General features: G+C 49.5%; 11 protein-coding genes and 1 rRNA gene. 4 read left to right on the top strand and 8 right to left on the bottom strand.

The genetic code is table 11. From position 1 onward, the window contains the following. The first annotated feature begins 2 nt into the window (after positions 1-2). Both rrf and N512_RS0110930 read left to right on the top strand, forming a co-directional pair. Positions 3-118 (top strand): 5S ribosomal RNA (rrf, locus tag N512_RS0110920). 567 nt (positions 119-685) lie between these two features. After that, positions 686-3,172, top strand: coding sequence for a putative bifunctional diguanylate cyclase/phosphodiesterase (locus tag N512_RS0110930; RefSeq protein ID WP_037474834.1), 2,487 nt, complete (start codon positions 686-688; stop codon positions 3,170-3,172). Here N512_RS0110930 and N512_RS24065 read toward each other — a convergent pair. Further along, positions 3,087-4,100 (bottom strand): alpha/beta fold hydrolase, encoded by a 1,014-nt coding sequence (locus tag N512_RS24065; protein WP_081737145.1) that lies wholly within the window; start codon positions 4,098-4,100, stop codon positions 3,087-3,089. The two genes, N512_RS0110930 and N512_RS24065, sit on opposite strands and share 86 nt — an antisense overlap. 67 nt (positions 4,101-4,167) lie before the next feature. Next, positions 4,168-5,946 carry a DUF885 domain-containing protein gene (locus N512_RS0110945; protein ID WP_028780361.1) on the bottom strand — a complete coding sequence of 593 codons (1,779 nt, stop codon included), beginning with the start codon at positions 5,944-5,946 and terminating at the stop codon, positions 4,168-4,170. Positions 5,947-6,144: 198 nt separating this feature from the next. On the opposite strand from N512_RS0110945, the gene add reads away from it, so the two are divergent. Continuing rightward, positions 6,145-7,140 carry an adenosine deaminase gene (add, locus tag N512_RS0110950; RefSeq protein WP_028780362.1) on the top strand — a complete coding sequence of 332 codons (996 nt, stop codon included), beginning with the start codon at positions 6,145-6,147 and terminating at the stop codon, positions 7,138-7,140. Between the two features lie 63 nt (positions 7,141-7,203). Here the strand turns inward: add and hemN are convergent, their stop codons facing one another. The 6 genes from hemN to N512_RS0110980 all read right to left on the bottom strand — a co-directional run bounded on the left by hemN (position 7,204) and on the right by N512_RS0110980 (position 12,048). Continuing rightward, positions 7,204-8,580 (bottom strand): oxygen-independent coproporphyrinogen III oxidase, encoded by a 1,377-nt coding sequence (gene hemN, locus N512_RS0110955; protein WP_081737146.1) that lies wholly within the window; start codon positions 8,578-8,580, stop codon positions 7,204-7,206. 349 nt (positions 8,581-8,929) lie between these two features. After that, the gene (locus tag N512_RS0110960) at positions 8,930-9,397 is read right to left on the bottom strand and encodes a DUF2489 domain-containing protein (protein WP_025009062.1); all 468 of its coding nucleotides are present in this window, start codon (positions 9,395-9,397) and stop codon (positions 8,930-8,932) included. A gap of 11 nt (positions 9,398-9,408) precedes the next feature. Continuing rightward, entirely contained in the window at positions 9,409-9,933 is a 525-nt protein-coding gene (yihI, locus tag N512_RS0110965) for a Der GTPase-activating protein YihI (RefSeq protein ID WP_025009063.1), read from the bottom strand. Between the two features lie 47 nt (positions 9,934-9,980). Continuing rightward, on the bottom strand, positions 9,981-10,667 hold the full coding sequence (locus N512_RS0110970; protein WP_025888988.1) for a methyltransferase domain-containing protein: 687 nt from the start codon (positions 10,665-10,667) through the stop codon (positions 9,981-9,983). A 107-nt stretch (positions 10,668-10,774) separates the two neighbouring features. Further along, positions 10,775-11,029, bottom strand: coding sequence for a hypothetical protein (locus tag N512_RS0110975; RefSeq protein WP_028780364.1), 255 nt, complete (start codon positions 11,027-11,029; stop codon positions 10,775-10,777). 398 nt (positions 11,030-11,427) lie between these two features. Continuing rightward, positions 11,428-12,048, bottom strand: a complete 621-nt coding sequence (locus N512_RS0110980) for a c-type cytochrome (protein WP_025009066.1) — start codon at positions 12,046-12,048, stop codon at positions 11,428-11,430. Between the two features lie 169 nt (positions 12,049-12,217). On the opposite strand from N512_RS0110980, the gene yihA reads away from it, so the two are divergent. Next, positions 12,218-12,868 (top strand): ribosome biogenesis GTP-binding protein YihA/YsxC, encoded by a 651-nt coding sequence (gene yihA / locus N512_RS0110985; RefSeq protein WP_025009067.1) that lies wholly within the window; start codon positions 12,218-12,220, stop codon positions 12,866-12,868. The last annotated feature ends 174 nt before the right edge of the window (positions 12,869-13,042 follow it).

The following is a 13,042-nucleotide window of genomic DNA, read 5'->3' on the forward strand; positions in this document are numbered from 1 at the left end:
TGTCTGGTGACAATAGCATTGTGGTCCCACCTGATCCCATCCCGAACTCAGAAGTGAAACGCAATCGCGCCGATGGTAGTGTGGGGTCTCCCCATGTGAGAGTAGGTCATCGCCAGACGCCTAACAAACAAAAAAGCCCTAGCATTTAGCTAGGGCTTTTTTGTTTGTTAGGCGTCTGGCGAGAACGACTTAACATGCAGCCCAAAGCTGCTTACGCAGTGCGGGCCCCTCAGCTCGCAGCCAAGCTGCTTCGCGCTACAGCCATCTATCAAGCTGTGCTTGATGAGCAGATGTCTTTCGCCTGTGGAGATATTGAGAATGGCTCGACCCGTTTGTTTGGTCAGATTCATCCAGTCTCTGGAGCACAGAGATTTAACCCAACCGGTATCCTCAATAAAGGTACTCGTGGCTTCTTTGGGTTTGGAACCTATGGATTTTGCTTAGCCCCACCCCATTCATCCTGCTCGTGATATCTACTACCCCTTATTCAGGCGAAAGCCGCTTTGGATTGTTTGCCCTTAGCATTCCTTGGTTATTTAAGCTTCCTACCTGCATTACCAGACAGCGTCTTTGAGCACGAAAACAATTTTGAAGTTAGACTCTTTGCCTGTAAGTTAATTTGCCGTTAGCATTAAGCGTTATGTGTGCCTTCTTGTCATGAGCATCAAGGATTTCATTTGTGAAGATGCCAAGGCCTGCCATGGCCTATGTTGTTCCTTTTTGTGTATTTTTTATTTATCTCTGTCTTGTTGCCGGGGAGTATTTCTATGAGCGTCAGTCACTGGAGTCTGAGGCTGCTTCGGTTCAGATAGAACAGCTCAAGAAAGAGCTGTTCAGGATGCAGCATCTTGTTGAGAAGGCTGTAGGTAACCACAACCTGGATAGCGTGGCTGAAGAAATATCTCTGGCGGCAACCGACTTCAATATAATGGTGTATATCCTGCTTGATGACACCAGCCTTATTCGCCACGCCAATCATGTAGTCTGGCGCGACAGCCGGGCTTTGCAGGTTATCGATGGCTATTCTATGGAACTGCAGCGGCAAGTGGTCAACTCAGGTAAACCCTTGATATTTGCCAATCCGGATCGACTATCGATACAAGCCTATTACCCTATTGCAGCAGAAGCACCCGTGGGCTTTGGTGAAAAGGTCGAGCTAATCTACCTGGAATATGATTTGTCACCGGCAATGGCTAAGGTGACAGATGCTCTCAATGTACGTTTTATGCGGGTTTGGGGCTTGGGAGCCTTGTTCGTTTTGGGCTTTATGCTGGTGTTGCACTTTATGCTGATCCGCCCTTTAAGAAGCCTGGTTTGGCAGGCCCGGAAAGGTGAGAGCAGTTCTTTTCATATAGATAGTCCGTGGCTTTTCAGCGAAATACGGGTGCTGCAGGATTATTTACATCAGAGTCAACAGAAGTTGCAGCGAACCCTGAAACAATTGAGAGACAATGAACAACGCTGGTTATTTGCGGTGGAAGGAACCCGCAATGGGATCTGGGATTGGAACATCGCCAGCGGCGAAGTTTTTCTGTCGGACCGCTGGAAAGAGATGATAGGTTATGGCCCTCATGAGCTTGAAGGGCTTTATTCTACTTGGGAAAGTCGACTTCATCCCGATGATAGAGAGGCGGTGCTGTCGTCTCTACAGGCCTACCTCAATGGTGAAACCGAGGCGTTTGAGAGTGTTCACCGTCTGCGCCATAAAGAGGGGCACTATATCTGGGTGCTGGACAGGGGAATGTTGGTTGAATGGGATGAGCAGGGGCGCCCTTGCCGGATTATCGGTACCCATGCTGATGTGTCGGATGATGTACGTAATCAGCAAGCTCTGGCCCATTTAGCCAATCATGATGCATTGACTAACTTGGCTAACCGTCGCGCCTTGATGGACGCCTTGTATGAGCAGCAAAAGCACTGTCACAACAGCTTGCAGTGTGCAGCGCTGTTTCTTATCGACTTGGATAATTTCAAAACCATTAATGACACTCTAGGACATCACTTGGGAGATCGGCTGTTGATACAGCTGGCCGCTCGTTTCTCGGGCTATTTTACTGCCAATACTTTGGTTGCCAGGTTAGGGGGAGATGAGTTCGTTATCCTGGCAAAAGACCTGACCCAAGACAAAACCACAGCGGCAAGGCGGGCCTTGGCGTTGGCCAGTGAGATCAGGCAGTTGGTTGCCAGACCCTTTAATATCAGTGACAAGCAGCTGCACGTTTCTGCCAGCATTGGTGTCTGCCTGTTCGATGATCAGGATGATATTGATGCCGAGGAGCTTTTGAAACGAGCCGATATGGCTATGTTCCAGGCCAAGGAAGGCGGAAGAGATAACTGCATGATCTATAACTCCGAGATGGAGGTTAAGGCTCACCAGAATCTGCTGATCCAGAATGAGCTGCGCTATGCCATCGAGCGGCAACAACTCTCTTTGGTTTATCAGCCAATAGTCGATTCCCAGGGGCAATTGACAGGGGCAGAGGCGTTATTACGCTGGCAACATCCGCAGCAGGGGAATATTTCGCCGGCGGACTTCATTCCCATTGCGGAAGGCAGCGGCCTTATCAGTGAGATTGGCCATTGGGTCATTCTTGAAGTTTGTCGCTTCATTCGTGAGCAGCAGGCCAAAGGCATAAAAGTGCCTAAAATTGCCATCAACCTCAGTGCCAGGCAGTTTAACCAGCCTGAGTTTGTGGAGCGCCTGATCGCCTTGTTGAAGGCCCAGGGGATTGCTACGGATGCATTGGAGCTGGAGTTGACTGAGTACGCCCTGTTGGCCAACTTGTGCATCATGAATACCCGAATCGATCTGTTGAAGAAGGCTGGGATATCTGTGGCGATAGATGACTTTGGCACAGGTTACAGCTCGTTGAGTTATTTACAGAACCTGCCTCTATCCAGACTAAAGATAGATGCCTCTTTTGTGCAGAAGATAGGCTCAGGGCGTAGTGCGGATGCTATAGTCAGGGCCATAGTCGAAATGGCCCACAGCCTGGAGCTGAAAGTGGTTGCAGAAGGGGTTGAAACAGCTCAGCAAAGAGCCTTTTTGAACCAGCTCGGCTGTGACAGCTTCCAGGGATATCTGTTCAGTCAGCCTCTGTCTGAGACTGAGTTCGCGACTCTGTTGCATGCGCCAAAGCATGAGTTACTGTGTGCTGCGCCAGGAAGTTGAAAATAGTACTCAGCACCTGCTCACGTATTGCATCGATTTCAATAAAGAGTTCATGCCTGGCTCCCGTGATCTTTTCCAGTATTACCTCGGGGCCAATTGCAGCGATTTGCGCCTGGTTATCGACGATAGTGTCCTGCTCAGCTTGTAGAATGAGGATCGGGACCTTGGACTCCCTGGCTGCGGTGATGGTCTTCTCGCAAGCATCCAATGCTTCTATCAACCACTGATTGGTGGGCGAGCCCAGTTGGATCTCCGGACGTTGCCGGCATAAATCCAGTAAGGCCTGATACCGGCTTTCGCTGTGGGTCAATTGATTATCTTTAAACTCGAGTGGACGATAATCATGGCCGGATAATACGTAGTTGGGCTCGGTATGCGGACCATAACTATTGAGTTTCCCCGCCAACCAACGTACGAAGTTGCGCGGCATTGGCAAACGGATCCCATACATGGGGGCAGAGAAGGCCGCGGCAGTAAATCTCTGGGGATATTGCTGCAAGTACAGAGTCCCTATCGCTCCTCCCATGGAGTGGCCTACCAGAAAATACTGTTCATATTGGTTTGAAACTACTACTTGCTCAACGAAACAGTGCAAATGATCCACATAGTCCTGAAACTCATCTATGTGCCCTTGGTGAGGATTGGCGGTTAGCCTGCTGGATAGCCCTTGCCCAATGTGATCCAAGGCGTAGACACTATAACCTTGCTGATAGAAGTCATGGATCAGCTCCCGATACTTGAGATAACTCTCAACCCGGCCATTGCTGATGACGACGGCCTGTTTCGCCTTTGGGTGGCAAATATAACCGTAGGCCAGCTCTTTACCGAATCCCACTGCCAGCTTGGCATGGGTGACACCTTGCCAGAAAGTCTCCAATTGAGACTGGGTTGAAGCGGGTTCTGTGTTGCGGGCCTGGGTCGTTACCATCCAATATTTCCTGATCTAAAAAAGCCAGTGCTCAAAGGCACTGGCCGAGTGTATCAGAAACAGGGCTTCATTGCTGTGAGGCGATAAAATCGGCTATCTGTTGTTCCAGCACAGACATGGGCACTGAGCCCTGTGCCAAAACTGCATCGTGGAATTGGCGGATATCGAACTTTTCCCCCAGGGCGTCTTCTGCCTGCTTTCGCAGACGTTTGATAGTCAGCTCGCCAATCTTGTAGGCCAGCGCCTGCCCAGGCCAGGAGATATATCTGTCTATCTCTGTGGTGACATTGTGCAGCGACAGAGCCGTATTGCCGACCATAAAGTCTATTGCCTGCTGACGGCTCCAGCCTTGGGTGTGCATACCTGTATCGACTACCAAGCGAGCGGCGCGCCACATCTCGTAAGTCAGGCGTCCAAAGTTGCTGTAGGGATCCTGATAAAAACCCCCTTCCAGCCCCAAATATTCACTGTATAGTCCCCATCCCTCGCCAAAGGCCGAGATATAGCTGTAGCGGCGAAAATCGGGCAGTTGCTCCAACTCCTGATTGAGGGAAATCTGCAGGTGGTGACCCGGAACAGCTTCATGCAGGGTGAGTGCTTCCAACTCATAGAGAGGGCGCTTATCCAAGGCATATGTGTTCACCCAATAAAAACCCGCCACAGTCTCCGAGTTGGAGCCGGAATAGCGCCCGGTTGTATATTTGGGGGCAATTTCTGCCGGTACAGGGGCTACGCCATAGGGTTTGCGTGGCAGCTTGCCAAAATAGCGTGGCAACATGGCGTCGGCTTTTTTGGCAATATAGGAGGCCTCTTTGAGCAGTTGCTCCGGCGTGTTCACATAAAAGCGTTTGTCGGTGCGCATAAAATGCAGAAACTCGGCAAAGCTGCCTTTAAAACCGGTTTGTTTGATGATCTGTTCCATCTCGGCGCGGATCCGTTTTACTTCACTCAGCCCCAGTTGATGGACTTGCTTAGGCGTCATATCCAGAGTGGTGTAGTACTTGACCCTGTTTTCATAAAAGGCCCGACCATTGGGCAGAGCTGATGCGGCAATGCTCTGACGGGCGCCAGGGATATATTCCTCGGTCATAAAGTCGTAGAAGGCTTGATAACTCGGTAACACATGCTGCTCGACACTGACGTACCCGGCATGGCTCAGTTCCTGTTTAAGATTGGCAGAAAAGTGTTCTGGAAACGTCTCAAACGGCTTGAAATAGCTGCTTTGCTGCACTGGTACCATATAGGCCTGAATACTCTGTTCAAACCCTCTCAGCACAGATTGCGGCTGAGTGATGCCCTCGGCAAGCCCTTGGCGCATCCAGTGTATCTGTTGCTGGAAATAGCGCGGCAGAGATCGCAGCTTCTGCAGGTAATGACGGTAATCGGCTTCTGTCTTGAATGGCCCGGAGGCCATAGAAGCAATATAAGCATGAAAGCCACTCTCTGAGGTAATCGGCAGGTAATGGGCCTTGAACCTGAAGCTATCCACGCTCTCCTGCAATTGGTATTCGAGAATACTGGCATTGATGGCGGCTTCTTTGCTCAGCTGTTCTCTGGGTATGGCCTTTAGCTGTTGCAAAAGTGCTGAATTGGCCGCCGCATCGGCCGCTAGAGCTTCTGCTGACAAGTCTGCTAACTTACCCGCGGCTGAGTCATCGCCAAACTGGAAGGCCATCTGTGGGCTTTCTGCCAGCCTTTGCTGCCAGGCATCGGCTATTAACTGCTGGAGTTGGCCATCGGCTTGGGATAGTTGCTTGCCTATTTCTGGCGTGTTGGCTTCATGAGTAGGGTGTTGGCAGGCGCCCAAGAGTCCGGTGAGCAATAGGGGTAGCAGGAGTTTTTTCATTTGATTTTGTTCCTTTTTTATCCTTGAGAACGGATTATGCCTCAAGCTTGGTGGCAGCCCCAGCCATTCGAGCTCACCTTTTGGTAACAAAGCCTGTCTGCAGACTAAGAGGTGTTAACAAAAGGCGTGTTACACTTAAGCGTCCCCAGACCAAAAAATAACTAAATTGGCGGGGTAGTTCATACAGGGGTTATTTTTATGATTGATACTTTAATTCCGTTGGTCGATTTACATCGCCATCTGGACGGTAATGTCAGGGTTGAGACCATATGGGAACTGGGTCACCAACATGGCATTGCCTTGCCGGCGGCCTCGCTTGAGGCCTTGGCACCTTATGTACAGATCCAGGGTAAAGAATCCAGCCTGGTGGCTTTCTTGAAAAAGCTGGACTGGATGGTTGCCGTGCTGGCCGATTTGGATGCGGTAAAGCGGGTGGCCTATGAAAATGTCGCCGATGCGGCATTGTCCGGGTTGGACTATGCCGAATTAAGGTTCAGCCCTTACTACATGGCAATGAATCACAAGCTGCCGATAGAAGGCGTGGTGGAAGCCGTTGTTGATGGCGTAAAAGCCGGGCTCAAGGACTATCAGGTTAAGATAAAACTGATAGGTATTCTGTCTCGTTCATTTGGTCAGCAGGCTTGTACTCAGGAGTTGGATGGCTTGCTCGCGCACTGGGAGTCTCTGGTCGCGGTTGATTTGGCCGGTGATGAATTGGGCTTCCCCGGTGAGTTGTTTAACGAGCATTTTAAGCGGGTACGCGATGCCGGGCTTCAGATAACGGCTCACGCCGGAGAAGCCGCCGGTGCCCAAAGCATGTGGCAAGCCATCAAGGAGTTGGGGGCGACTCGCATAGGCCATGGGGTCAATGCTATTCATGATCCCAAATTGATGGAGTATCTGGTGGAACACAAGATAGGTATCGAGTCCTGTCCCACCAGTAATCTACATACTTCCACTGTGAGTAGCTATCAAGAGCATCCGCTGCGAACCTTTATGGAAGCCGGTGTGCTGGTTGGCTTGAATACCGATGATCCAGGCGTCAGTGCCATAGATATCAAGCATGAATATCGTGTGGTTAAGCAGGAGATGGGCTTCACCGACGCTGAGTTGGCCAAGCTGCAGCGTAATGGCGTGGAGATGGCCTTCCTCTCAGACAGCGAGCGCCGGGAACTTTACGCCGCTAAAGCATAAAAGTTTGGTTAAGACACAAAAAAGCCGATGAATCATTCATCGGCTTTTTTATTCTACTCAGGGTTAAATTACCCGGGAGAACTGTTGCTGACGTGCCTTTTCTCGGAAGTAGACATCGAAACAGATACAGATATTACGGATCAACAGGCGCCCGGTTGGGCTGATGCTGATCTGACGGTTTTCAATGTTAACCAGTTTATCGTCGATAAAGGTTTGCAACAGCTTGAGATCTTCGGCGAAGTACTCTTCAAACTGGATCCCCAGTTGTTGCTCCATCTTGGCCATATCAAGCTCAAAGTGGCAGATAAGCTGCTTGATCACCGCGCGACGGATTTCATCATCACGATTGAGTTTACAGCCTTTCCACAGAGCGTGGCCCTGCTCATCTATGGCTTCATAGTAAGGGCGAATATCTTTCTGGTTCTGCGCATAACAGTCACCAATCTGACTGATGGATGACACCCCTAGTCCAAGGAGGTCGCACTCTTCCTGGGTGGTATAGCCCTGGAAGTTACGGTGCAATCGGCCTTCTCTTTGCAGCTTGGCCAGCTCGTCATCGGGTTTGGCGAAGTGATCCATGCCTATGTATTGATAGCCGGCGCCGGTCAGGGTCTCAATAGTCTGATGCAGCATGTCCAGCTTCTGTTGTGGGCTGGGCAGGTGCTCATCTTTGATTTTTCGCTGGGCCGCGAAGCGGGCCGGCAAATGAGCATAGTTGAATACAGACAGACGGTCTGGAGACAGATCCAGAATTCGCTGAATGGTTTCGGCAAAGGTTTCCGGTGTTTGATGAGGCAAGCCGTAAATCAAATCGACGTTGGTAGAGACAAAGCCCATCTCTTTGGCCTTTTTGATCAGCGCAAAGATGAAGTCTTCATCCTGTTCACGGTTAACTGCTACCTGAACCTCTTTATTGAAGTCCTGCACTCCTATGGATATACGGTTAAACCCTGCCTCTTTGAGGGCATCCAGCATAGACAGTTCGATTTCTCTAGGGTCGACTTCAATAGAGTATTCACCCTGCTCGGCAAAGTTGAAGTGACTCTTCAATAGTGACGATAACTTGATGATTTGCTCTGGGTTAAGGAAAGTCGGTGTGCCGCCGCCCCAGTGCATCTGAGTCACAGTGTAGTGCTTGAACAGAGGCGCCCGCTTGACGATCTCGGCTGCCAGGTACTCTATGTACTGATCGGCTTTGTGCTGATGACGAGTGATTACCTTGTTACAGCCGCAGTAGTAGCAAAGCTTGGCGCAGAAAGGGATATGGATATACAGAGACAGTTTGTCGCTTTTGCTGCCGGCTATGGCCGACAATAGATCGCCTTCGGTGAATGAGTCGTCAAACTCCAGCGCCGTTGGGTAGGAAGTATAACGGGGACCGCTGTAGTTATATTTCTCGATCATTGATTGATCCCAGCTGATATGAGTGGGCTGCTTCAAGGCGTGTCCTCCGACAGTAAATTAGCAATGAGCGAAGTATGCAGGGTTATAGCTCAAATAACCTTGATCCAGGTTGTAAAAATTACATGTACACAACTGGACGTTAGGGAATATCCATGAAAACGCTTTCGATGTCTGTTGTCTTATTGAGGTTTTGTGCACCGACTCACGCCGGGGAAGGGATTCAGCGGGCTCGATAGCTACTCGGCTGAATAGATAGAGGGTTATTAACCCACTATCTATTAAACTGACATGTTTGGGCCAAGAAGGCCATATGGGCAGAAGGTTTGAAGAGCGTTAGTGTAGAAAGCGCTGCCGACTGCTGAGAAGCAAGCCGGCAGTTGAAACCTTAGTGGGTTGGCTTTAGCTGAAACTCGGAGAGTTTCTTGGCATCGGCCAATATGCCTTGTTCCAGCTCGGCTTCAGACTTCATTCTGGCCAGGTCGAGCCGCATCCGTTCTTGCTTGGGCAACTGAGCCCTGGCCTCCAGAATTGGATGATCCTTGATGCGCTCAAAATGCATAAACACATCCGGGTAATCACCACTGACTCTTTCTGTCAGCGACAGCAGATCGAACAGTTTAACGATTCTGACCACTCCTTCAGACAACTCACAACGCTCTTCTGTCATTGCGGCAGCAATATAGCGAATATCGGCAAGCAGGGATGCCTGTTTAGCTTCCATAACCGCCTTTTGCTCAGCCATCGCTTGTTCTCTGGCTTGAGTTTGTTTCCTCAGACGCAGCAGCAACACTGTGGCATAGGCACTGAGGCCTATGATGATCAACATGGCTAAGGTGATAAGGATAAACTGCATCCCGGCCTCCGTTAGTTGTCTTGGTATTGTTTCAGAAGCTCAGCACCGGATTCGAATTTCTCCAGCAATTCGTCATCGCTATGACCCTTGCTTGGGGCTTCATCGGCCTGATCCAAATCGGTAATGCCAAGTTTTTCCATCAACTTCTCTATCTTGGCCAATTGCCGCTCCAGCCATTGCTGGTCATCGGCGGCCAGTTCCCGTCCTTCTTCCAGCTGATCCAGCAGCTTATTCAGGCGCGGATCTTCCTCCAGTTGCAGCAGCAACTGTTCATCGGTCAGTTTGGGTTGTTTGGGCTGTGCAACCTTTTCTTTGACTATATCCAGAGCGACAGGCTTTTTACTGCCAAGGCGGATATCTTGTTTGTCAGAGCCTGCCCGCTTTTGCCCCTTTGGAGCAGCAGGGTTTTGGCGGCTGCCCGCCTTATTGCCTGAATCCTGTTTCTTACGGGCCGGAGCGCGCTCAGATTTCTTGGTTCTGGGGGCTAGTTTGGGGTTGTTCTCGCCGACTTTACGGGTCTTTTTACTACGGGACATAATTCTCTCGATAAAAAGTAGTTGGTTGCGTCCGAACCGTGCCGGGTTCAGTCTACAAGCGGCGGTTCTGCATCAAGGTCGCGTGTTATAGCAGATCCTGATGTTTTTTGCATCAAGATGAAGTCCTGCGCTGCAAATATTAGCTTAAATTTACCCAGAGATGCCAAGTAAGCAAAAGTCTGCTGCTGGTAGAAGCTGACATGAGTCGGATTGTTCTTGTAATGCCATTTGGCAAACGCCGTCAAAGATGTCAGTAGCGGAGTGGATATGGCCAGCCAACCCCCTGGTTTCAGCAGCGTTTCGATTAAGCTCCACTCTTTGGCAGGGGTTCTGAAGTGCTCGAACACCCGAAAACAACAGATAAAATCATATTGGTGGTGTAGTAGCTGGTGGTCTGCCGCAAAAAAGGGATCGAATTGTTGTAAATGGTGGCCGGCGTTGCTGATCTGCTGCAGTCCTTCTTCGCTTAGCACCCGGCCGAAGTTGAGACCAAATAGCGGCGCGGGTTGCAAAGATTGAAGTTGTTCCAACAATGGGTGGATAAAGCGTGCCAACTGCTTTTGCTTTCCTGCTTGGCGGGCTCTGCCGTAACGCTGTTTCTCGGCATCGGGTAACAAATAACTGCTGGAATCTGCAAACAACAGCCGACATTCGGGACAGAGATAAAAACCTCGTTTCTTATCCTGAAAGCTGAGTTCAGCATGATCGTTATGACACAGTGGGCAACGACGCATGGACTAATTAATATCTGCTCAACGGTGGTTAATAAATTATGCCATAAAAAAAGGCGGCAGTATGGCTGCCGCCTTATGATGGTGCTAACTAACACCTGATTCTGATTTCAAGTTTCCTTACTTGCTATGCGACTTTCCCGGTCGATATCCTTCTTTTTTTGACAGCTTTCCCTGCAGCTTTTCTCGTTATCGGTCTTCCAGACACTTTCTTGGGTTTCCTGCAAATAGCGATAGCCAAATTGGCTCATCATTATCCAGTCGTCTTCTGTGACGCCTAACAGACCATCCTTGTCTACTAAGTACCTTCCAGTGATAACAAGCTTCCAGCCAGTGCATCCAAAGCGCGTTGCTTCCTGTGCCAATGTTTGAGTCCTGCAAACATCTTCCTGTTGGAGCAAGTTCCCCTGTTAATTCGTAAGGACAATGCTAAAAAGCGGTTTGGCAAAATCGCCGGTTCCTTACTTTTATTGACCTGGATTTCAAACTGAAATCTCGACTCGTTATTATTATTTGCGAGTGGTCTTAGTAGTCTTATTGTTATTGGATTGCTTTATTCTTATATCTTGAATGTAAATTATACCGAAACCTGAATGTTGTTGGTAAAGTTTTTATACAAACAGATGGGTTTATCTCGGTACGGGCACATTAAACCTAAATCTGTGATCTGTGTCAAGCATTAATGTTTTCAGTTTACGTAAACGTAAACTTTATGGCTTAAGAAAAGGGTGAAACGTCACCCCTTTCCAAGCTACAGCAAAAATTACTTCAGGCTGGAGATGTACTTGGCCAGCGCTTCAATGTCTGCATCATTCAGCTTTTTAGCTGTGTCCTGCATCATTCCGTTTAAGTCGTTATGACGGCTCTGATCACGGAACTTATTCAACTGGATCTTGATGTAGTTGGCGTGCTGCCCAGCAACTGCCGGGAAACCGGCCAGTTCACTGCCTTTGCCTTCAGGACCGTGACAAGCGGAACAAGCGGCTATGCCACGAGACATATCACCACCCTTGAACAGCTTCTCGCCGGCATCAGGAACATCCTTAACTTCAGCAACCTGCAATGTTTGGCTGGCAAAATAAGCTGCAACATCGGCAATATCCTGATCGCTCAAGGCTACCGCCATGCCGCCCATGATAGGATCCATACGGCCATCTTTGCCACCGGTTTGGGCTGCACTACGAAACTCCCGCAGCTGTTTTTGCAGATAGGTTGTGTGCTGACCAGCCAACTTGGGATACATGTCGATCATGCTGTTGCCATCAAGGCCATGGCAGGCAGAGCAGACAATGGCTTTGGTTTTTCCCGCTTCAGCATTACCTTCAGCAATCGCAGGTGAAGATATGGCGGCGACTACAGACAGCGCAAGGGCTAACTTTTTCATGGCGTTCCAACTTCTTTCGTTAAATTATTGTCCTGAGCTTACTAGGGTGACCCGCAAGCGTGGTAAAATACAAATAATGTGATCGGGCTAATATTTTACACGAAAACGTGGAAAAGTAAGCAAGTCTTCAATATTTATGCTATCACCCAGCAAAATTCCGGAGTCAGAAGTGACAGCAACTCGTATCGATTTTCGCAAGACAAAATTCCTTATCAGTGCGCCTGATATTGCCCATTTGGACAAGCACTTACCGGGCGACACCGGCGTGGAAATCGCCTTTGCCGGTCGCTCAAATGCCGGTAAATCAAGCGCTTTGAATGCTTTGACCGAGCAGAAAAACCTTGCAAGAACCAGTAAAACTCCAGGTCGTACTCAACTGATCAACGTGTTTGAGCTCGATGAGCAGCGCCGTTTGGTGGATTTACCCGGCTATGGTTTTGCTCAGGTACCACTGGCCATGAAGCTCAAATGGCAAGAGTCGCTGGGTGAGTATTTACAAAAGCGTGCTTGCCTGAGTGGTGTGGTGGTGCTGATGGATATTCGCCATCCGTTGAAAGACTTGGACTTGCAGATGATTGAATGGGCTGTTGCCAGTGAGATCCCTGTGCTGGCACTGCTGACCAAGGCTGATAAGCTGCCACAGAGTGCCAAGATGAAGACGGTCAATGAGGTACGTAAAGCGCTGGCTGACTTTGGTGATTGGGTCAGAGTCGAGCCTTTCTCATCACTTAAGGGAACCGGGAAACCTAAGGTTCTGGCGATTCTGGATGAGTGGTGCCATCCAGCCTGGTTGGAGCAAGAAGAGAACGAACAAGAGTGATGGACTCAAACTATGCAAACGGCAGCCATATAGGCTGCCGTTTTTGTATCTGCTGTGTGTGCCGGGAGAATTCAGGACAAAAAAAACCGGCGACTCAGTCACCGGTTAAATTAGCTCTTTTGGGGAGAAGCTAAAATTTCAACAAGACTCAAGTACCATCAAACTTGGACTTCG

Origin of the sequence: Shewanella sp. 38A_GOM-205m, from assembly GCF_000518445.1 — a bacterium.
Classification (GTDB): Bacteria; Pseudomonadota; Gammaproteobacteria; order Enterobacterales; family Shewanellaceae; genus Shewanella; species Shewanella algae.

Excerpts from the sequence above, each read along its gene's own strand:
- N512_RS0110930 (WP_037474834.1), top strand. The coding sequence starts at position 686 with ATGCCAAGGCCTGCCATGGCCTATGTTGTTCCTTTTTGTGTATTTTTT.
- N512_RS24065 (WP_081737145.1), bottom strand. The coding sequence starts at position 4,100 with ATGGTAACGACCCAGGCCCGCAACACAGAACCCGCTTCAACCCAGTCT.
- N512_RS0110945 (WP_028780361.1), bottom strand. The coding sequence starts at position 5,946 with ATGAAAAAACTCCTGCTACCCCTATTGCTCACCGGACTCTTGGGCGCC.
- add (WP_028780362.1), top strand. The coding sequence starts at position 6,145 with ATGATTGATACTTTAATTCCGTTGGTCGATTTACATCGCCATCTGGAC.
- N512_RS0110960 (WP_025009062.1), bottom strand. The coding sequence starts at position 9,397 with ATGCAGTTTATCCTTATCACCTTAGCCATGTTGATCATCATAGGCCTC.
- yihI (WP_025009063.1), bottom strand. The coding sequence starts at position 9,933 with ATGTCCCGTAGTAAAAAGACCCGTAAAGTCGGCGAGAACAACCCCAAA.
- N512_RS0110970 (WP_025888988.1), bottom strand. The coding sequence starts at position 10,667 with ATGCGTCGTTGCCCACTGTGTCATAACGATCATGCTGAACTCAGCTTT.
- N512_RS0110980 (WP_025009066.1), bottom strand. The coding sequence starts at position 12,048 with ATGAAAAAGTTAGCCCTTGCGCTGTCTGTAGTCGCCGCCATATCTTCA.